19 protein-coding genes, 1 pseudogene and 1 riboswitch are annotated in these 17726 nt (G+C 40.2%); of the genes and pseudogenes, 7 read left to right on the top strand and 13 right to left on the bottom strand.

Annotated features, from left to right (window positions below; genetic code table 11):
- Positions 1-291 precede the first annotated feature (291 nt).
- Positions 292-741 (top strand): hypothetical protein, encoded by a 450-nt coding sequence (locus tag GT3570_RS02935; RefSeq protein ID WP_062898423.1) that lies wholly within the window; start codon positions 292-294, stop codon positions 739-741.
- Between the two features lie 39 nt (positions 742-780).
- Here the strand turns inward: GT3570_RS02935 and GT3570_RS02930 are convergent, their stop codons facing one another.
- From GT3570_RS02930 to GT3570_RS02900, 8 genes and pseudogenes are all read right to left on the bottom strand, one after another.
- Positions 781-1473 (bottom strand): TerC family protein, encoded by a 693-nt coding sequence (locus GT3570_RS02930; RefSeq protein WP_021322501.1) that lies wholly within the window; start codon positions 1471-1473, stop codon positions 781-783.
- Between the two features lie 14 nt (positions 1474-1487).
- Positions 1488-1760, bottom strand: coding sequence for a YkvA family protein (locus tag GT3570_RS02925; RefSeq protein WP_011230113.1), 273 nt, complete (start codon positions 1758-1760; stop codon positions 1488-1490).
- Between the two features lie 332 nt (positions 1761-2092).
- A complete protein-coding gene (locus GT3570_RS02920; RefSeq protein WP_011230112.1) occupies positions 2093-2413 on the bottom strand; it encodes a DMT family transporter in 321 nt (106 codons plus the stop codon).
- 58 nt (positions 2414-2471) lie between these two features.
- Positions 2472-2574: riboswitch (guanidine-I (ykkC/yxkD leader) on the bottom strand.
- A gap of 108 nt (positions 2575-2682) precedes the next feature.
- Positions 2683-2973, bottom strand: coding sequence for a hypothetical protein (locus GT3570_RS02915; protein WP_033013879.1), 291 nt, complete (start codon positions 2971-2973; stop codon positions 2683-2685).
- An 88-nt stretch (positions 2974-3061) separates the two neighbouring features.
- Complete coding sequence (gene cydS / locus GT3570_RS19325; RefSeq protein WP_011230110.1) at positions 3062-3163, bottom strand: cytochrome bd oxidase small subunit CydS family protein; 102 nt, start codon at positions 3161-3163, stop codon at positions 3062-3064.
- Complete coding sequence (locus GT3570_RS02910; RefSeq protein ID WP_011230109.1) at positions 3163-4191, bottom strand: cytochrome d ubiquinol oxidase subunit II; 1029 nt, start codon at positions 4189-4191, stop codon at positions 3163-3165. Before GT3570_RS02910 ends, cydS begins: the two co-directional genes overlap by 1 nt.
- Complete coding sequence (locus GT3570_RS02905; RefSeq protein WP_011230108.1) at positions 4188-5534, bottom strand: cytochrome ubiquinol oxidase subunit I; 1347 nt, start codon at positions 5532-5534, stop codon at positions 4188-4190. Before GT3570_RS02905 ends, GT3570_RS02910 begins: the two co-directional genes overlap by 4 nt.
- A gap of 285 nt (positions 5535-5819) precedes the next feature.
- Positions 5820-6470: pseudogene (locus tag GT3570_RS02900) on the bottom strand (SpoVR family protein); the annotation flags it as partial.
- A gap of 213 nt (positions 6471-6683) precedes the next feature.
- Here GT3570_RS02900 and GT3570_RS02895 point away from each other — a divergent pair.
- Positions 6684-7613: a hypothetical protein gene (locus tag GT3570_RS02895; protein ID WP_062898422.1), complete on the top strand. Its 930-nt coding sequence runs from the start codon at positions 6684-6686 to the stop codon at positions 7611-7613.
- Positions 7614-8305: 692 nt separating this feature from the next.
- Here the strand turns inward: GT3570_RS02895 and GT3570_RS02890 are convergent.
- Positions 8306-8674, bottom strand: a complete 369-nt coding sequence (locus GT3570_RS02890; RefSeq protein WP_062898421.1) for a response regulator — start codon at positions 8672-8674, stop codon at positions 8306-8308.
- A gap of 103 nt (positions 8675-8777) precedes the next feature.
- Here GT3570_RS02890 and GT3570_RS02885 point away from each other — a divergent pair, with 103 nt between their 5' ends.
- Complete coding sequence (locus tag GT3570_RS02885; RefSeq protein WP_062898420.1) at positions 8778-9353, top strand: hypothetical protein; 576 nt, start codon at positions 8778-8780, stop codon at positions 9351-9353.
- Between the two features lie 513 nt (positions 9354-9866).
- On the opposite strand, the gene GT3570_RS02880 is transcribed toward GT3570_RS02885, so the two are convergent.
- Genes GT3570_RS02880 through GT3570_RS18975 form a run of 3 tightly spaced genes read right to left on the bottom strand, consistent with a single transcriptional unit; the run spans position 9867 to position 13058 of the window.
- Positions 9867-11441 carry a recombinase family protein gene (locus GT3570_RS02880; RefSeq protein ID WP_062898419.1) on the bottom strand — a complete coding sequence of 525 codons (1575 nt, stop codon included), beginning with the start codon at positions 11439-11441 and terminating at the stop codon, positions 9867-9869.
- Positions 11438-12877 carry a recombinase family protein gene (locus tag GT3570_RS02875; RefSeq protein ID WP_062898418.1) on the bottom strand — a complete coding sequence of 480 codons (1440 nt, stop codon included), beginning with the start codon at positions 12875-12877 and terminating at the stop codon, positions 11438-11440. Before GT3570_RS02875 ends, GT3570_RS02880 begins: the two co-directional genes overlap by 4 nt.
- A gap of 49 nt (positions 12878-12926) precedes the next feature.
- Entirely contained in the window at positions 12927-13058 is a 132-nt protein-coding gene (locus GT3570_RS18975; RefSeq protein WP_318258078.1) for a hypothetical protein, read from the bottom strand.
- Between the two features lie 143 nt (positions 13059-13201).
- Here GT3570_RS18975 and GT3570_RS02870 point away from each other — a divergent pair, with 143 nt between their 5' ends.
- Positions 13202-13549, top strand: coding sequence for a helix-turn-helix domain-containing protein (locus tag GT3570_RS02870; RefSeq protein WP_062899082.1), 348 nt, complete (start codon positions 13202-13204; stop codon positions 13547-13549).
- Positions 13550-13636: 87 nt separating this feature from the next.
- Here the strand turns inward: GT3570_RS02870 and GT3570_RS02865 are convergent, their stop codons facing one another.
- Complete coding sequence (locus GT3570_RS02865) at positions 13637-13879, bottom strand: hypothetical protein (RefSeq protein ID WP_062898417.1); 243 nt, start codon at positions 13877-13879, stop codon at positions 13637-13639.
- 132 nt (positions 13880-14011) lie between these two features.
- On the opposite strand from GT3570_RS02865, the gene GT3570_RS02860 reads away from it, so the two are divergent.
- From GT3570_RS02860 to recJ, 3 genes are read left to right on the top strand one after another with little or no spacing between them, the layout of a single operon-like run.
- The gene (locus GT3570_RS02860) at positions 14012-15466 is read left to right on the top strand and encodes a recombinase family protein (RefSeq protein WP_062898416.1); all 1455 of its coding nucleotides are present in this window, start codon (positions 14012-14014) and stop codon (positions 15464-15466) included.
- A gap of 14 nt (positions 15467-15480) precedes the next feature.
- The gene (locus GT3570_RS02855; RefSeq protein WP_062898415.1) at positions 15481-15882 is read left to right on the top strand and encodes a hypothetical protein; all 402 of its coding nucleotides are present in this window, start codon (positions 15481-15483) and stop codon (positions 15880-15882) included.
- Complete coding sequence (gene recJ, locus GT3570_RS02850) at positions 15863-17524, top strand: single-stranded-DNA-specific exonuclease RecJ (protein WP_062898414.1); 1662 nt, start codon at positions 15863-15865, stop codon at positions 17522-17524. The genes GT3570_RS02855 and recJ overlap by 20 nt, the downstream gene beginning before the upstream one ends.
- Positions 17525-17726 lie beyond the last annotated feature (202 nt).

Below are 17726 nucleotides of genomic sequence, written 5' to 3'. Positions count from 1 at the left end.
TTATTTATTTGTCAAAATCCTTTACGTAACTATTATATTCATTATTCTGAAAAATTTAAAGTATTTTTTTATCTTCAGCTAACATATCGTTTGGTTCTATAGGAAAGTTTTCCTGCATTCCTATTGCAAAAAAGTATAAAACAAGTCTTTGGCGCAAAAAATGTAATTGCACCCATCGGCTTAACCAGCAACTGACCATGAAGCACCCATCGATTGTCTCCAGCTCCATCTGACGGTGCAACGGACAAAGCAACGATCAACTAATATTATCTCAGTAAAGGGTTCGAGAAGGTGAAAGCGATCGAAGCATTGTTATGGAGCATTGCTTTGCCTGGATTCGGGCAACTGTTGAACAAAAAGTATATAAAAGGAATTTTGTTTATTGCGTTGGAATTTGTGATTAACACCCAATCCCATTTCAATGAAGCCATCCGCCTCAGCTTTTTGGGACGTACGGATGAGGCCGCCCGCATTGTCGATATCGGATGGCTGATGTTTTATCCATGTTTATACTTTTTTGCCATGTGGGATGCGTTTAAAGACGCTGGCGGCGGGCAAACGCCGTACTCGTTTTTGCCGTTTGTCGTCTCCGTCTACTTTGTGACGGTCGGCTTGATGTACTCGTCGCACGTGACGATCGGCGGCGTGTTTTTTGGACCGATTTGGCTGCCGATCTTATCTGTCATCCCCGGGCTCTCCATTGGATGGCTGCTGCAATTTCTGCTGCTGAAATGGAAATAGCCATCCGCTTGGTGATTGCCCAGCCACAAAAGCCGCCAATTATTCATTGGCGGCTTTCGGTTGCGGCTCTTTGGCGCTTTTTCGTTTTTTCATCGTTCCCGCCACAATGACAGCGGCAACAACAAGCAACTCAAATCCATACTTCACGGCAGGATTGGCAAAATACGCCTTTAAAAACGGCTCATCGACGATCATTTTCGCCGCCGTCCAGGCGAGGACACCGGCGCCGATCGTAATAATGATTGGGAAGCGCTCGATCCATTTTAAAATAAGCGTGCTGCCCCACACCATGATCGGAACGGAAATGAGCAACCCAAGAACGACGAGGAGAAAGTTTCCGTGCGCGGCGCCGGCGACCGCCAATACGTTGTCAAGCCCCATCAACGCATCGGCAATAATGATCGTGCGAATCGCCTCCCATAAATTTCCCCCGGCTTCAACATCGTCGTGGCCCTTCCCCTCAACAAGCAGCTTATAGGCGATCCAGACAAGCAGCACGCCGCCGACAAGCAAAAGCCCTGGGATTTTCAGCAGCCAGACGACGAAGATCGTCGCCAACGCCCGGATGACGACAGCGCCTACCGTCCCCCAGACAACGGCCTTTTTTTGCTGGTATTTGGGCAAGTTGCGGGCCGCCAATCCAATCACAATGGCGTTATCCCCTGCCAGCAAAAGATCAATAATGACGATCGACAGCAACGCCGTCCAAAACTCTACTGACAACAGATCCATGGAAGAATCCCCCTTTACAGGTTATATTTTTCTTTTAATGAAACCGGAGCCATCTTAATGACTTGTTGCAAAATAAATAGGAAGACGGCCAAATCATCGATCAAACCAAACAACGCAAGCCAATCCGGAATGAGGTCAAGCGGCAGCGCTATATACAAAAGCAGCAAACCGACGGAAAACAATTTTTTTCGCATTGGCACTTCATGAGAAACGAAAAATTCAAACAAAAACGGTAGAAAACGCCGGACATGGACGATGAAGCGAAGCCGTTTCCACCATTTACGCATGCCATCCCCTCCACTTTTTGTTCTTTTGAAACCGAACCTATCTTCCTTTACGATTATCTTCCCCCCTTTTGTTTCATGAAATGAAAGAAGGCCCTTACCATCTTTGGTAAAGGCCTCCATAAATAAAATAGACCTTTACCAACATCGGTAAAGGTCTCGCTAACAACGTCGCCGTTGCCAACAAAGCCGAGGGCATGCGCCCTGAACTGACGACTTTGCTGTTAAAGCTACTCCCCTTTAACAAAAGAAACTATATTCGTTTTTATATTTTCATGATATTCAATATTTATACCTGTTGTCAACTCTTTTTCTTGACAAGAAATGAATCCAATTTATTGCCCCGCCGTAAACTTCAACCCAATGACTCCGACAAGAATGCAAAGCAAAAACGCCACACGCGGCGCGTTGACTGGCTCGTTTAAAAACAACATGCCGACCAAGGCCGCGCCGAGCGCTCCGATTCCCGTCCACACCGCATAGGCGGTGCCGATCGGCAACGTTTTTATCGCCAGTGATAAAAAGTAAAAGCTCGCCGCCATCCCCGCAATCGTCACAACAGAAGGCCAAAAGCGGGCAAACCCGTTCGTATATTTCAGCGCGATCGCCCATACAACTTCGAACAAACCAGCAACTATTAAATAAACCCACGCCATGCCCCGTCCTCCCTTTTTAGCGAAAATAAAAAAGCCGCGAGAACGATCGAAACGATGCTCCTCCCGGGCTTTTGTCCCTCCGTGCACGCAGCGATGCCGCGCGTTTTCTCTCGGTCGCAGGCCGGCCGCAAAGCAGCCGCGGAACCCTAGAAAACATTCCCTGTATTTACTTGGCTGCCAATCAGTATAACACGTCAGCCAAACGCTTGCAATCCATCCGCCTTCCGCGTATTTCCGACAGATGAAGGCCAAGGGGGCCCCCATCCGTCTTACACCGGGTCGTTATCGACGCCACTGTACGATTCAATCGCTTGATCGAGCGCCCGGTAGGCCTCAGCGAAAGCGTTTGTCGCCGATTCATCTCCCGCCTCGGCCAGCTCCATTCGCGCATTGCGCGCGTGAGTCACCGCACGGATGACATCTTCGATCATTTGCCGTTTATCCCTGGCGCTCGCTTTTAACCGTTCAAGCTCATGAATCGCCCCATCAAGACTCGTCGAGCGCGGTTCGTCAAACGATTGTTCCAGCTGCTCTTTCACACGCTCCAATATTTCTTTCATGATCGCCCATCCTTTCTCTATTCGTTGTCATCCGCTAGTGTGGGCGATTGGCGGCAAACTATGCATTACCAAGACGCTGAAATTGTGTTTACTCATTTACGTGCACATCTTTCAAACCAGCCCAAAACGCGGCGATGATCGACAGGGCGACGATGATCATCGGCGCATACATGATCAAAAATGTTTGCATTATCCTTTTCCCCCTTCCCATTTTCCTTTAACGTACGCCTTGTTAAACAAAAAGAGGCGCATAAGCAAATAAAGTGACGGAATTAATAACAGGAGGCCGGCAATAAACGCGACGATCAACGCCATAGCCATCGTCTCATTCGTAAACCCGTCATAAATCGTCAAATACGGGTACAACAAATACGGATAATGTGAAATGCCATAGGCGTAAAAGGCGAACGCATATTGAAACAACAGCGCAATAAACGCCCAGCCGAACCGCCGCTGCCGCCAAAGCAGCCAAACGGTAATGACAAAAAACAAAAAGGAAATGACCAGCATCCACGCCACATTCCATAGGTTGGCGTAATGCTCGGGATTATGGTAGCGGAGCTGGTAAATAATGAGCAGCGCTGACAACATCGTCGGCCCGCTCCAAAGAAGAGCGTAGCGGCGCAACAGCGCCCGCGCCCGTTCATCCTTGGCCTCGTCCGCATAGTACGTTAAGAAAACGGCAGAAATGTAAAGAACGCTCGTCACACTGAGCAGCACAATGCTCCATGACAATGGGCTTGCAAACAGCTTCCCATAATCCAGCGCAACGCCTGAGGCGCCTGCCTCCACAAACCCGCCTTCGGAAATCGTCAACACGATGGACAGGGAGGCCGGAATAAACAACCCCGTCAATCCATAAGCGATTAAATACCAGTTCCGTTCCGTCCCCCCATACGTATGAAACGCATAGTACGAGCCGCGAATAGCTAACAAAATGATGGAGATGCTCGCCGGGACAAGCAAAATAGAACCGTAATAATACGCCGTTTTCGGAAAAAAGCCGACAATGCCGACAAAGAAAAAGACAAGAAAGACGTTCGTCACTTCCCATACAGGGGAAAGATAGCGCTGAATGATGCGGTGCAAAATATGCTGTTTGTTTGCCCAATGGCTATAGGCGCTGAAAAACCCAGCCCCGAAATCAATCGAGGCAACGATAATGTACCCGAACAAAAACAGCCATAACACCGAAATGCCAATGACTTCGAGCGTCATGGCGCCACCTCCCCGTTATTGGCCCGCTCTGCCAGCTCCCGTTCAACCGGGTTGCGGCGGAACATACGGATGAGCACTGTTGCGCTCGCAATTACTAACACCATATACAAAAGGCAAAACAACACAAGCATCGTATCCACATGCGCCGACGATGTCGCTCCTTCCGCCGTTTTCATATAGCCGCGCAAAATCCACGGCTGCCGCCCGACTTCCGCTAAGTACCATCCCGCCTCAATCGCAGCCATCGCCAGCGGCCCTCCCGCCACCAGCAGTCCAAAAAACCACTTTTTCGCCGTCCACTTCCAGCGGAAAATCGATCCGAGCCAATACGCGGCTGCGACAACCATTAAAAACACCCCGATCGTGACCATCACATCGAATAAGTAATGAATGTACAGTGGTGGGCGTTCATCTTCCGGAACTTCGTTCAGTCCGGTCACAACCGCAGCGGGATGGTTATGGGCCAAAATGCTAAGGGCATATGGAATTTCCAAGGCATATTTCACTTCCCCGTCTTCTTGGAGCGCGCCGAACAGGATCAACGGTGCATGGGAGCTCGTTTCAAAATGCCATTCAGCAGCCGCCAGCTTTTCTGGCTGGTATTCGGCTAAAAATTTGCCCGATAAGTCGCCAATCAATGCACTGGCTACCGAAAAAATAAAAGCTGTTTTCATCATTAAATGAAGTGCCTTGCGATGATAAATGTGACGATTGCCTTTCCATAAATGCCAAGCGGCGATCGAAGCAAGCACGAATGCTGACGTCATATACGAAGTCGCCAGCACATGGGCGACTTTCGTCGGCATCGCTGGGTTGAACATAGCCGCGATTGGATCGATGTTGACAAGCTCGCCGTTTTTAAATTCAAACCCTTGCGGCGTATTCATAAACGCGTTCACCATCGTAATAAACATGGCTGATGCTGAAGACCCAATTGCCACCGGGATAAGCAAAAGCAAATGTTTTTTCTGATTTTCGAACCGATCCCATGTATACAAATAAATGCCAAGGAAAATGGCTTCAAAAAAGAAGGCGAACGTCTCCATGAACAGCGGCAAGCTGATCACTTGGCCAGCCAGCTGCATAAAGTTCGGCCATAAAAGCGACAGCTGCAAGCCGATCGCTGTTCCTGTCACCACGCCGACCGCTACGGTGATGACAAAACCGCGCGTCCAGCGGCGAGCGAGTAAGATGTAATGCATATCATTTTTGCGAATCCCAACCCACTGGGCAATGGCGATCATCAGTGGAATCCCGACGCCGATCGTGGCATAAATGATGTGGACCGTCAGCGTCAATCCCGTCAAAATACGGCTAAGCAGCACCGGATCGTAACCGTTCACGATTCATCCCCCCTTATGAAAACAAGCGGCCAATCAAGGAAAGCAAGACAACAGCCGCAACAGCAAAGCTAACGAACACAAGCGTTTTTTCATGCCGCTTCCACATATCCATCCCCCCGGGCGAACAAACAGTGGTGAAGAATTTGTGACAACCATCACAAATTATCCACTTCATATTATTTCATAAAATCGGGGACGCTATCCGGCATGATTTCGAATAATTTGTGTCATTTTTCACATATTCATCGTGACAAACAAAAAAAGCAGGAGATCCCTGCCCTTATGTTATAAATATTTCCGATGCACCGTTTTCCCGTCATACGTAAACAACATCGGCTTTTCCTCGACGACCGTCTCCATATGGACCGGACGGCCCCACAACTGATAAATGTATGGGAGCACTTTTTCTAAATACTTCAGATCGAGTTCGATTCCTTCATACCAATGCTTCAAATACAACTCTCCGTTGCGCATATAATCGCCGTCATTGACCGTGATATACGGGAATCCGCCGTTTACCCGCATGCTGACGAGTTGGTCGCGGATATGCTCCCAGTTTTTGTCGACGATTTTATATTCTTTCCCCTGTTTTTGGAACAAATACATATCTTCGCGCATGACGAGCTCTTTCGTTAAATAGTTGCGCAAAAACGAAATGTCGGATTCGAGTTCGCGCACTTCAAAAATTTTCGCCCTCCCCGACCCCGGCTTGACGCCGTATTTTTTCATCTCCTCAGTCGGGTTGTTCCACCGCTCTTCAATGTCTTCAAAAATTTTCAGTCCTAAATAATACGGATTGATGCCAGTGCGCGACGGTTGCACGACGTTGGCGTTCAGTTTCGCAAATTCAATCGCCTCATCGCTCGTCAAATCCATCTCGCGCAAAATGCGCTGATGCCAATACGTCGCCCAACCTTCGTTTCGTAAAGATGTTTTTTGATTACATGATATTACTTTGTTTTACGTTCAATATTTAATTAGAAGTAACCTACTCCTGTTTATTACCTATTTAGAAGCCATTCTATTTGAAATGTAGGTTTCATTTCGTATAACTGTTTCTAAATTATTTTGATTTAAAAAATTAGTTCAAATTTAGGAAAAATATGCTTTAATAAAAAAAGATGGATTAGAAAGGAGAACACGGAACAAATGCGAAGCGAACACCAAGACCTTATAGACTTGATAACCAGAAAACCTCATTTAAAGGATTTATTCCTTGCGGTTGGTACTGATGAGCAGTTGACCAGATTGTTACAAGAATTGGTTAGTGTTTCAGACGACATCCGTCCGCTTAATGGACAGGTTATCTCTCGAAGTACAATATTGGATCGAACAGAGAGATTTATCCAATGTTCCAAGAAAGCCGATGAAGTGGACGACACGGATAACCAGGGTCGACCTAAAAAGCCGACTCGATTTGTACCACCATTAGAAAAAGGGCAATTAATTAAAGCGAAGTTTACGGCAGTGGGAAGCGAACTGGATAAAGAACATTATGCTATCGTTTGGGATGTGATTCCTAACAGAGATTCTGTACAGGTTATTCCTACGGAGAGTATGAAAAATAAAACCAAAGAAACCAAACATCGATTCAGCATCGGAAAGATTCGTCCGTTAGTATTAGAAACAGTCGTTTGTTTAGAACAAATGACATGTATAAGCCGTAAAAGGATTGTCCAAACTGAGTTTACCAAGCAAAATATTCCTGTTTATATCTCTCCAGACCAAGAACAGAGAATTAAAGAAGGTTTTCGCGTAATGCTGTTAAAAGAAGAGTCCTTGTTAGAGCATCTACTGAAAAATAATGTTAAATTCGTTCCAGAATTTTCGAATCCAACTCAACAGTTATCTCACTTGTTAAGACCCTTGGCATCAAAAGATTATAACAAAAAAGTTTTAACCTATACGCTTTATAATGATCCTACGGAGTATAAAATAACCTGGGTAAAAACATCATTGACAAAAGACCAAAGGAATGAAATGATTCTAAGTCTTGCCAATGTCATAGATACTGAAACAAAAGATCGGGTAACTGCCAGAAACGAGATCTACCAACAAATGCTAAAAACGGTCATTTAAAAATAATTTTATTGAAATGTGTTGCACATTTTACCAAAACAAGCTATTATATTTATAGAAACAACCTTCACGTCGGGGGAATCCTGACAAAAAGAATATTACATACCTCCAAGCTCGGGAATCGAGCACAGACAAAAGCCTCCTTTTTTTACAAAGGGAGGCTTTGTTCATGTTCCAAATCGTCGTTCTCTCGCTGAAAGTCCAAGTAATAACTTAGCTCTTTATGACAGCAAGGACATGTTTCTCTTTTGGTGTTAATGTTTAGTTCATATACTGCTTCTTTAGCAGCTGATAAAGAAATTGCTTCTAACACACGAGTAACGGAACGGTTCTTACATTGTCGATTGGAACAAAATGAAGAGATGAAATATCTCATAAACGCTCCTCCTCCCCCTTCTTATACCCCTTACTTTCTTTTTTATGCGGATTTTTTTCTAAAATTCCTTTATTCTTTTTATCCCTATCCACTTGCCAAACTGAAAATCCTTCGATTTTCTTTGGGAATACCACAAAACCAAACAATTTTACTTGTTGATCTGGCTACTTTTGAATCAAGGTAAATTTATGATAATAACATTAGTGATGTAACTTTAGTCATTTCATATCAATATCGGTGATTGGAGTTAATCCTGATCATTTTCTATCCATTTCTGGCAAAGATAATGAATAAAAGTGATCTTTGTATGCAAACATCAAATAAATCGATTGATCGCCTCTTTAATGTTTTCTTCATCAAACGGTTTCCAAATAAACCATTTTGCACCTAATTGAATTCCTTCAATGACCAATCCACGATTTTTGCCACATAAAATAATCACATTAGCATCCGGATTAATTTTAAGGATTTCTTTTAAAGCACCAAAACCATCTAACATTGGCATGGCTAAATCAACCATAATGATATCCTTGTATTCCTTTTGATTGTATAAAGTTTTGTAATGATTAACTAAATCCATTCCATTTTCAAATTCAATAATTTCGTTTATGTTCAATTTATGCAAAATATTTTTTAATTCGTTTCGAAAATATGAGCTATCATCAGCCAATAAAACACGAATCATAAAAATCACCCCTATACTTTTCCATTATTTAACCATTGTAAAATTCCTCTTAAATGGTGAATTATGCTATATTAAATTTATCTATCGAATAGGAGGAGTAAAAATGGTAACAACAAAGGAAATAAATAAAGTAAAAGAACTGTTTAAAGAGGCAATAAGAACAGGAGAATTTAAGTCTAAGTTTGATTTGATATTTGGGAACAACGGAGTGATCTTAAGACCTAAGGCACAGGAATTAAAATCACTTTGTGTAAAATCACAGTTAGTGAAAGCTTTAAGTGACCTTAAGCCAAATGAACAAAAACCTAAACTTCCAAAAGAACAAGACGAATTATTTAATGAGGTTTTTTCTAAAAAAGGGGTGTTAACTTATTCTATTTCAAGGGATATTGAAATTTATGAGGAAATTCAAAAGCATAAAGAATTAATCGAATACGTTCCGCAGTTTTATTTTTCCGAAACCCATGAAGAGCCGAATTTCATTATAATGGATTTTATAGAAGGGGAATATATCGAAAGAATGCTTCTAACTGACGGTGACCGCGACCTTTTAGACATTTACGGTTTATTTCGTGAAAAAGGATTCGAAATCATCGATCGATTAGAGGCAATTTATAATAGGAAGAAAAATCATTATACCATTATCGATTTAGGAAGCTTTTGTAAAATTTCATCATAATTATAACCTGTTAATCACAACATGTAATTTCATTCATAATTTAAAATAACCTAAAATAGGAGGATCTATATTTTTGTTTGGACAAGCCATTAGTATTACTTAATATTACAAACATAAATTTACTAGAGTAAGCACGTCATCGCCGAACTCCTTTACTTCTATTACTACCCCGACACCGAATTTCCGATCGCAAACGTGAATTCACGGAATTACAAAAAGTTCGAAATCCCTTGATATCAAAGAAGACAAGCCTTCTTTTTGTCCAACTTAGTTCGGCAAAGGGATAGTTGAGGGATCCCTTAACTACCTCCTCACCGAACCAAAAATCCTTCGACTTTTTCTGGTACTACCACAAAACCGAACCATTACGCTTGTCTATTACGAACCAACTAATCTACTCTTTGATCAAGGTAAATTTACAATCATAAAATTAACCATGTGACTTTACTTCAATCACTTTAGCGACAAAATAAAAAACAAGGGGTTCCCAACGAAATCCCCTTGTTCAAAGATTTAAAATCCCAATTGAATCGTACCGCGTTCATTTAAATCAACCCTTGCGATATAGTTAAATTGATACTCCTGATCCACCTCGATTTTCTGAAACAATAACAGTATGAGACGGCGGAACTCTGTTTGATTAAAATCATACTCGAATGAAAATAACTCCGTTATCTTGTCTTTCCAATTTTCGAAATCAGCGTATGTCTTTTCCATTGTATTTATTTCTTTTTGTTTCTTTTCAATTTCTTTTTCCAATTCCGTCATTCTATTTCGAATGCTGATTCGATACTGAACCAACGCTCTCTGCAATTCAGTCGGCTCATTATTTTCCTCCATCAGTTGTTTTTGCTTTGCATCAACCAAATTTAATTGTTCATGGAATTTTTGAAGTTCCTTTTCGTAATTGCTAATCGTGTTTTTTATTTTCGCAATATCCTTCTCAATTCTTGTTAAAACTTCATTCCGATGAACATCTTCTTTTTTATAGGCAAAATTTTTATAATGTAATCCCGCAAGAATATCTTGGATTAAAAATTCATCAATTTCCTTCTCACTCCATTTATATTTGCAGTTTGGACATATATATTTCCTGTCCCCATATCTTGTTCCATCTTTTCTCTTCTTTCCGGATGTATAATTTTTTCCTTTCAACGGTACGTCACAAGTCTTACAAAACAGAACGTCCCGAAACAAAAAACAAGTAGTAAATTTTTTGGAGTCGTATATCCCTTCTTTTTTACGTTCATACAAATCCATACACAAGTTCCACAGTTCTTCCGTTATGGCAGGAGGAATTTTTTTGCATTTTCCCATCACCCATTCTTTTCTCGGTCGCAATGAATTTCCCGATCCTGTTTTTATCCGCTGACTGGTTGTAAATCCAGCGTAAAACGGATTCGTAATAATCGATTTTATCTTTTCTTTAATCCACCGATCTTCAGGATATTGTTTATCCAGCTGCTTGGCTATGCTTTCAAACCCATATCCCTTGATATACAAGTGAAAAATTTGCTTTACCTTTTCAATTTCTAAAGCATTTTGAACAATTTTCTTTTCTCCATCTTCTCCATCCTCGTAACGATAGCCGTATGGTAGTGTACCGCCAAGCCATTTACCCATTTTGGTATGTGTAATATAATAATCCCGGGTACGAATACTGTTATTTTCTGATTCGAATGAACTCATGCCCATCTCAACGACTAACGTTTGTATGTCGTCCTTTGTGTAAAGATCTCGAGAATGAGTGAGTATAATGGGGACATTCAGCTGGCGAAACTCACTCCATATTTTTAAATGTTGATCAATCCGTCTTGCCAAACGATCCCCTTTATAAACTAAAACGCAATCAAAATGCCCCTTTTTTGCATCTTCTCTCATAAGATTCAAATTTTTACGTTTATCCATTGTTTTTTTAAATGCAGAAATGCTTTCATCTAAATATTCACGAACAATTTTGATTCCGTACTCCTTAGCAAATTCCTGACATACTGCTCTTTGCGTTTCAATATCCTGATCTTCACTTGAATAACGCCCATAAAACGCGGCTTTAAGCCCTGGCTTTTTCAAAAATTCTTGTAGATTCAAACTTCCACCTCGCTAATTTCTAAAAATGGATGCTTAAAAACAATTTTTATCACTTGTGCGTCAGCAAGGATTTCACGAATTAACTCTTTCAGTAGCACTTGTTTTTCAGTAAAATCAAGTTTTTCAAATACTTCTTTTCGCAATTGCATTTTTAACATATTTGAATCCTCATTTATTTTTTGATACTGAGTTTTTTGTAATTCAGCCTCTAATTTTCTGTTTTTGCAGTCGTTAATCTGTTGCTGCAACATGATAATGGTTTCTTCCTTCTTTTTTGTCTCTTGCATAAGATATCTATTGGTTTCCTGAATCAGTTTGTCTTCCAGTGACTTTAATTCACGATCAAGTTCTTTTATAAGAAGATTTAGTTGTTGAATGTTTCTTTTTGCATATCTTGTATATAAATCCTTGAAATTTGATTTTAACAATGCATTAAAAAATTCAATCGTTTTTAAAATAACCTTATTTTCAACATCGATTTGTTCGATAATTTCCTTATGTTCTTTACATTCGTACGTTGCATACGGAACACCATCTTTTTGCCGTACCTTCTCCACTAAAGGGGAACCGCACTTGTTACAAAAGATGAATCCTGTTAGAAGATAATCAAACTTTTTTGGCTCTGCTTTTGGAGTTTTTGATTTTTCCAATAGCTCCTGTGCTTTATCGAATTGTTCCGGAGTGATAACCGCTAAATCTTTTACAGAACGGGAAACTTTAATGTCATCAAACTTTTTAATCCGTAACCCCATATACATCGGCTGCGTAAGAGTTTTTTCAATCTCTTGAGCAGTCCAATCCTTCCCACGTTTTTTTATTCCTTGGCTTTTGAGATACTTCAGCAATTCATTTGTATTTTTATATTTTTCTGTGAGCCATTCAGAAAAGATCATTTTTACAATATTAAGCTCTTCCTCGATTCGAATAATTTGTGTCTTTTTCGAATCTGTCTTATATCCATAAGGTAAACGTCCGATCGATTTTCCAGATTTAAAATTCGCTATTTTTGTATCCCTTAGCCGTTCATTAATTTGTTGTCCCTCTCTTTGATTCATGACGCCAATGAATAATTCAAATAATTCTCCCATTACGTCAAATCTCATCGAAGGTTCATTTTCTGCGACAAATGTCACTTGTACATTGTGTTTTTTAAATAACTGATAAAGCTCAATATGTTCTTCTAACTTCCTTGCTAAACGATCACGTTTATAAACCAATATGTGGTTTATCAACCCCTTCCGAATATCCGTTAGCATCCGTTGAAGTCCGGGACGTTCTTTGATTGAATTTTTCCTAGCTGAAACAAATTCATCTTCGTACTCTTCATCGATCAAAATATGGTTCTTTAATGCATATTCTCGAATTTGTTGTCGTTGAGTTGTAACGGATCCTTCTTGAAGAGAAGTGGAACTCCGATAATATGCCACTGTTCTCATCGAGTTACCTCCTTATCACTTCTTTCTAGGACATTCTTATGAGAAAAAATTAACTTTTAGAATTTCTTCCGTTCAGTATGCTTTTCTTTACCATTTCCATGTAGAGTTCCATCCATTTATTTGCTGCTTCTGGATCATGGATATATTGGACAGAAACTACTTGGCATTTTTTCTTTTTCATTTGTCATCATCCTTTCATGCATCGATTAAAATTTTAAAAAGGAATCTTCATTCCGTTCATGGAATTTAGTAAGGAAGAATTTCTTGTACACCTTATCCATGAAGCTGGTACCCAAAATGAAAAGAACCTGGGAGGTACTTTTGATGCTTGAGCATATTGGTCAACGTATTCGCACATTACGAAAACAGAAAGGAATCAGTTTAAACGCTTTTGCCGAAAAACTAAATGTTTCTCCCGCTTATCTCAGCAACCTAGAAACCGGTAAAACAGATACCATTCAGCTTTCACTTCTCGAAAAACTTCAAGAAGAACTCTCACTCCTTCCTGTTGAAACAACGCATTCCAGTGACAGTGAATTCGATATTCGGATCCAACATGTCATGCAACAACTAAAGGAATTGGAACAAAAACACCCAGAAATCGCTGATTACCTCCTTTCCACACTGGAGCGAGGAGTTCGTCTGTTTTTGAATGAAAACTCCACTCGCTAATTTTATGATGAACAAATTTTGGTAATTTTATTCATCATAATAAACACATGTTCATAATAATGAATAAAATTAACAAAAAAGGAGAGCCTAACCATCAACCGGTTGGCTCTCTTTTTGTTGGAAGGCAACTTGAATCTGTTTTGCTTGTTCCTGACCTATTTCTTTATGCAATAGGTGATGAATTGCGATTCCTTTGAACTCACGTTCCCATGCAACCATTTTTTCTTGGATCATTTGAGCAACGGGGTGGCTGTGAAGATCGTGGATGTCGTCAAATGAAAATTTTCCTAAACTGCTATTTACGGAGAAGCGAACTTTCACATCTTCCATCGGTATTCCCCCTTTGCTCATACATATGCGAAGAATGGGATAGGACAACCCTGTTAATTGGTCAAACTCATTGTTTGGTTCATCCAAACATATATATGGGATATGGGACAAACAGAGTTGGAGGCAATCTGTATGAAAGACACTTTTCAAGAAAGATCGATTGCTTTATATTGTCGCGTTTCAACCGATGAACAAGCCCGTGAAGGGGTTTCGCTCGATGAACAACAAGAACGGCTAAAAGCATACTGTCGAGCCATGGGATGGAGTGAAGAACCTCTACTTTTTATCGATGACGGTTATTCCGCTAAAAATCTTGATCGTCCGGAGTTAAATCGTTTATTAAAGGAAGTAAAAAAGGGGACGATTTCCAAAATATTAGTCACGAAATTGGACCGTTTGAGCAGACGGCTATTGGATCTTTTAAAATTAATTGATATGTTCCAAGAATATAACGTTTCATTTATTTCGATTAGTGAATCATTTGACACGAATACTCCATCCGGTCGTCTCACCTTACAGGTTTTAGGTGCAGTTGCTGAATTTGAGCGGGAACGAATTCGGGAACGTGTTTTTGAAAACATGCTACACGCAGCCAGACAAGGAAAATGGTTAACACAAAGCCCTTACGGTTATCGGTTACAGAATAAAGAATTAGTTATTTATGAACCGGAAGCACAAATCGTTCGAAACGTTTATGATTGGTATCTCAATCAAGGGCTTGGCTACTATGCGATTGCTAAAAAGCTAAATGAAGAAGGAATACCTTCCCGTCAAAAAAAGGAATGGTCAATTCGGGCTATTAAACGAATGCTTACGAATCCCGTATATAAAGGAACTTTAGTTTGGAACCGTATCGACTCCAGCAAATCGAAGCGGGTAAAAAAAGATGACACTGATTGGGTTGTCCTTGAAGATGCTTGTCCAGCTATTATTGATCAAGCTACATGGGAACAAGTACAAAAAAGAGTAAATAAAAAACAAATGGCACCTCGAGCACAGACAAGTCCGCATTTGCTTGGTGGACTATTAAAATGCGGCAGATGTGGTTCAGGAATGAGCATTGGTTGGTCAGGTTCAGCGAAAAATCGCTATCGCGTTTATCGTTGTTCTGCTAACAAAAACAAAGGAACGTGTACAAGCAAACAGTATCGTGCTGACGATGTGGAATCATGGTTTAAACATGGGTTATTAAAGTTAGCCGATTCCATTAACTCCCAAATGATTCCTCATCTTATTCAAAAGGCTGCTGAAAATGAAGAGAGCACAATCGAGCAAAAAATTCGTTCTGCCAAAAATCGTTATAAACGAAAAGTGGAAGCATACACGGCAGGACTCATTGAATTAGAGGATTTAAATGAAGAAAAAAAGCGGATGGAACAAATCATTGCAGAAGCTCAAAAAACGGAAACTGCTTCTTCCATGGATGTAAAAAAGCTTGAAGCAATGGTGAAAGAAAAAATAAACAATGTGATCGATGCAATCGATGTTTTACCAGTCCCGGAAGCAAAATCATTCATTAAAACGATTGTTGAAAAAGTGATTTTACTTGATGAAAGGGATATTGAAATCGTATTAAACATTCAGTAAATGGAGTTGACAGCATGAAACCGATCACCTTACGCCAATTGCTCGATACTAATCAATTTCAGAATCTGCTTCATCTAAAAAAAGAACTGATCTCTTACAAAAATTCTGGTGTCATTTTTTATAAAGAAGTAATGAGTTCGCTTGAAATCGACACGCCATTTGAGTTGTATTTTGTGTTGTCAAAAGGAGGAATTGAATACGAAAACGCATTCCCAATACCAATCGATCTTTACAGAGAGTATTTAACATATAACCGTCCTCCAGAGTACCTTGTACGTTTTTACCAAGAATACTACGGAACAAAAAACATCCCATCCGACCGATTTTTTCAAACATTAAACGTTTTTCAAGCCAAAAAATATGCTTGGTTTTACAACTCACGAGAGGACGGTAAGTATGGATTGGGTACCGTTTGATACACCACTAGAAAAACATCCAAATAAAGCTTTGATCACCTATATGGCAAGACAGTTTGATATCGAACCTGTACTGATGCACTACTTGTTTATTCACGGCATCAACAATTTCGAAAAAGTATCACGATTCTTATTTCCATCCATCGATGATTTTCATGATCCATTTCTCATGAATGACATGAAAAAAGCGATTATACGCATTATTAAAGCTTTGATACAAAAAGAAAAAATTCTGATTTATGGTGATTATGATGTAGATGGAATGACAGCAACGGCTATCCTGTATAAGGCTTTAAAGAAATTTAAAGCAGATGTCCATTATCGATTGCCGCTTCGCAGCGAAGGTTACGGTTTATCACCGAAAGCAATGGAAAAAGTTCAGGAAGACACCACTTTAATTATTACAGTAGACAATGGATCAAGCGCCCACCCTGCCATGGAAGTGGCAAAAAGAAGAGGCATGGATGTCATTGTTACGGATCATCACGAAGTTTTAGGTCCGCATCCCGATTGTTATGCGTTTATTAATCCAAAGCGTCATGACAACACTTATCCTTTCCCGCATCTGGCAGGTGCGGGAGTCGCTTTAAAAGTCGTACAGGCACTATTTATGGCAGGAAAAATTCCTTGGGATAAACATGTTTACGAATTTATTGAGTTTGCCACGTTAGGTACGATTGCGGATCTAATGCCTCTTAAAGGAGAAAATCGTATTATTTGCAAACTTGGATTGCAGAAAATGAATTATACACCAATCCCTGTATTAAAAAAACTCTTTGAGATGTTACGAATTAAATATGTCGATAGTTCCACCATTAGCTTTCAAATTGGACCGATTTTTAACTCGTCGGGACGAATTGGTGATCCAAACCAAGCTGTCGATATCCTAGTCAACCCTTTATGTGCAAAAGCCGATCTTTATTCATTAATTACTTTAAATAAAAAGCGGCAACAAATGACAAAAGAACAATTCCAACGTATTGAGGAACAAATTATTCAAAACCAATGGTACAAACAAAATGTTATTGTTGTTTGCGATGATTTTCACAGCGGAATTATTGGTCTCATTGCCGCAAAAATAGCAAATAAATTCAAAAAGCCAGCGATTGTGATTTCCTTGACAGGAGCCGGTTCTGCCAGAAGTGTAAATAGTACAGATTTTTCTATCATTAATGTGATTAAGAAATGCTCACATTTCCTAACCAAATACGGTGGTCACCGAGCCGCTGCTGGTTTTTCGATGCCACTCGATTTCGACCATATCCATGCTTTTAAAGAAGCGATTCAACTAGCAGCCTTAGACGAACCGCCACTAAATCCAAAATTAAAATATATTAGTACAATTCCCTTACATCAGTTCCCTATGCATATTTTTGATGACTTAAGCGCTTTAGAACCGTTCGGAATATCATTTCCAAAGCCGTTATTTTACTGCTCACCGTTGGCAGTCAAACAAATTCAAGCATTCGGGAAAAACAAGGAACATTTAAAATTAACAACAAATGATAAAGAAGCAATCGCCTTCTTTAAAGGGGCAATGGCAAACGAACTCCAACAACAATCGTTAGCTGAATTTCTTTACACTCCTAACTGTCCGATGAAAAAAGATTTTTTAATTCATGATCTTCGTTTCATCGAATAACAAAAGAGCCTTGGAAAAAGCCAAGGCTCCCAGCTTTCTACAAAGTCGACAAGCTTGGCTCAGATCTAAACCAGATCTGAGCTCTTTTAATGTAATATACCATTTACATAAACTAGGATGATTAGAAATGCAATTAAATAGTATCTATATATCTATTAGATAAATGTGAAATTTTCTTATCAGTTGATGAATTTATCCAAAC

The sequence above is a fragment of the Geobacillus thermoleovorans genome (genome assembly GCF_001610955.1).
GTDB classification, from domain to species: Bacteria; Bacillota; Bacilli; order Bacillales; family Anoxybacillaceae; genus Geobacillus; species Geobacillus thermoleovorans.
This window is presented reverse-complemented; position numbering and strand designations above follow the sequence as displayed.

Excerpts from the sequence above, each read along its gene's own strand:
- GT3570_RS02930 (WP_021322501.1), bottom strand. The coding sequence starts at position 1,473 with ATGGATCTGTTGTCAGTAGAGTTTTGGACGGCGTTGCTGTCGATCGTC.
- GT3570_RS02925 (WP_011230113.1), bottom strand. The coding sequence starts at position 1,760 with ATGCGTAAATGGTGGAAACGGCTTCGCTTCATCGTCCATGTCCGGCGT.
- GT3570_RS02920 (WP_011230112.1), bottom strand. The coding sequence starts at position 2,413 with ATGGCGTGGGTTTATTTAATAGTTGCTGGTTTGTTCGAAGTTGTATGG.
- GT3570_RS02915 (WP_033013879.1), bottom strand. The coding sequence starts at position 2,973 with ATGAAAGAAATATTGGAGCGTGTGAAAGAGCAGCTGGAACAATCGTTT.
- cydS (WP_011230110.1), bottom strand. The coding sequence starts at position 3,163 with ATGCAAACATTTTTGATCATGTATGCGCCGATGATCATCGTCGCCCTG.
- GT3570_RS02910 (WP_011230109.1), bottom strand. The coding sequence starts at position 4,191 with ATGACGCTCGAAGTCATTGGCATTTCGGTGTTATGGCTGTTTTTGTTC.
- GT3570_RS02895 (WP_062898422.1), top strand. The coding sequence starts at position 6,684 with ATGCGAAGCGAACACCAAGACCTTATAGACTTGATAACCAGAAAACCT.
- GT3570_RS02890 (WP_062898421.1), bottom strand. The coding sequence starts at position 8,674 with ATGATTCGTGTTTTATTGGCTGATGATAGCTCATATTTTCGAAACGAA.
- GT3570_RS02885 (WP_062898420.1), top strand. The coding sequence starts at position 8,778 with ATGGTAACAACAAAGGAAATAAATAAAGTAAAAGAACTGTTTAAAGAG.
- GT3570_RS02875 (WP_062898418.1), bottom strand. The coding sequence starts at position 12,877 with ATGAGAACAGTGGCATATTATCGGAGTTCCACTTCTCTTCAAGAAGGA.
- GT3570_RS18975 (WP_318258078.1), bottom strand. The coding sequence starts at position 13,058 with ATGAAAAAGAAAAAATGCCAAGTAGTTTCTGTCCAATATATCCATGAT.
- GT3570_RS02870 (WP_062899082.1), top strand. The coding sequence starts at position 13,202 with ATGCTTGAGCATATTGGTCAACGTATTCGCACATTACGAAAACAGAAA.
- GT3570_RS02865 (WP_062898417.1), bottom strand. The coding sequence starts at position 13,879 with ATGGAAGATGTGAAAGTTCGCTTCTCCGTAAATAGCAGTTTAGGAAAA.
- GT3570_RS02860 (WP_062898416.1), top strand. The coding sequence starts at position 14,012 with ATGAAAGACACTTTTCAAGAAAGATCGATTGCTTTATATTGTCGCGTT.
- GT3570_RS02855 (WP_062898415.1), top strand. The coding sequence starts at position 15,481 with ATGAAACCGATCACCTTACGCCAATTGCTCGATACTAATCAATTTCAG.
- recJ (WP_062898414.1), top strand. The coding sequence starts at position 15,863 with ATGGATTGGGTACCGTTTGATACACCACTAGAAAAACATCCAAATAAA.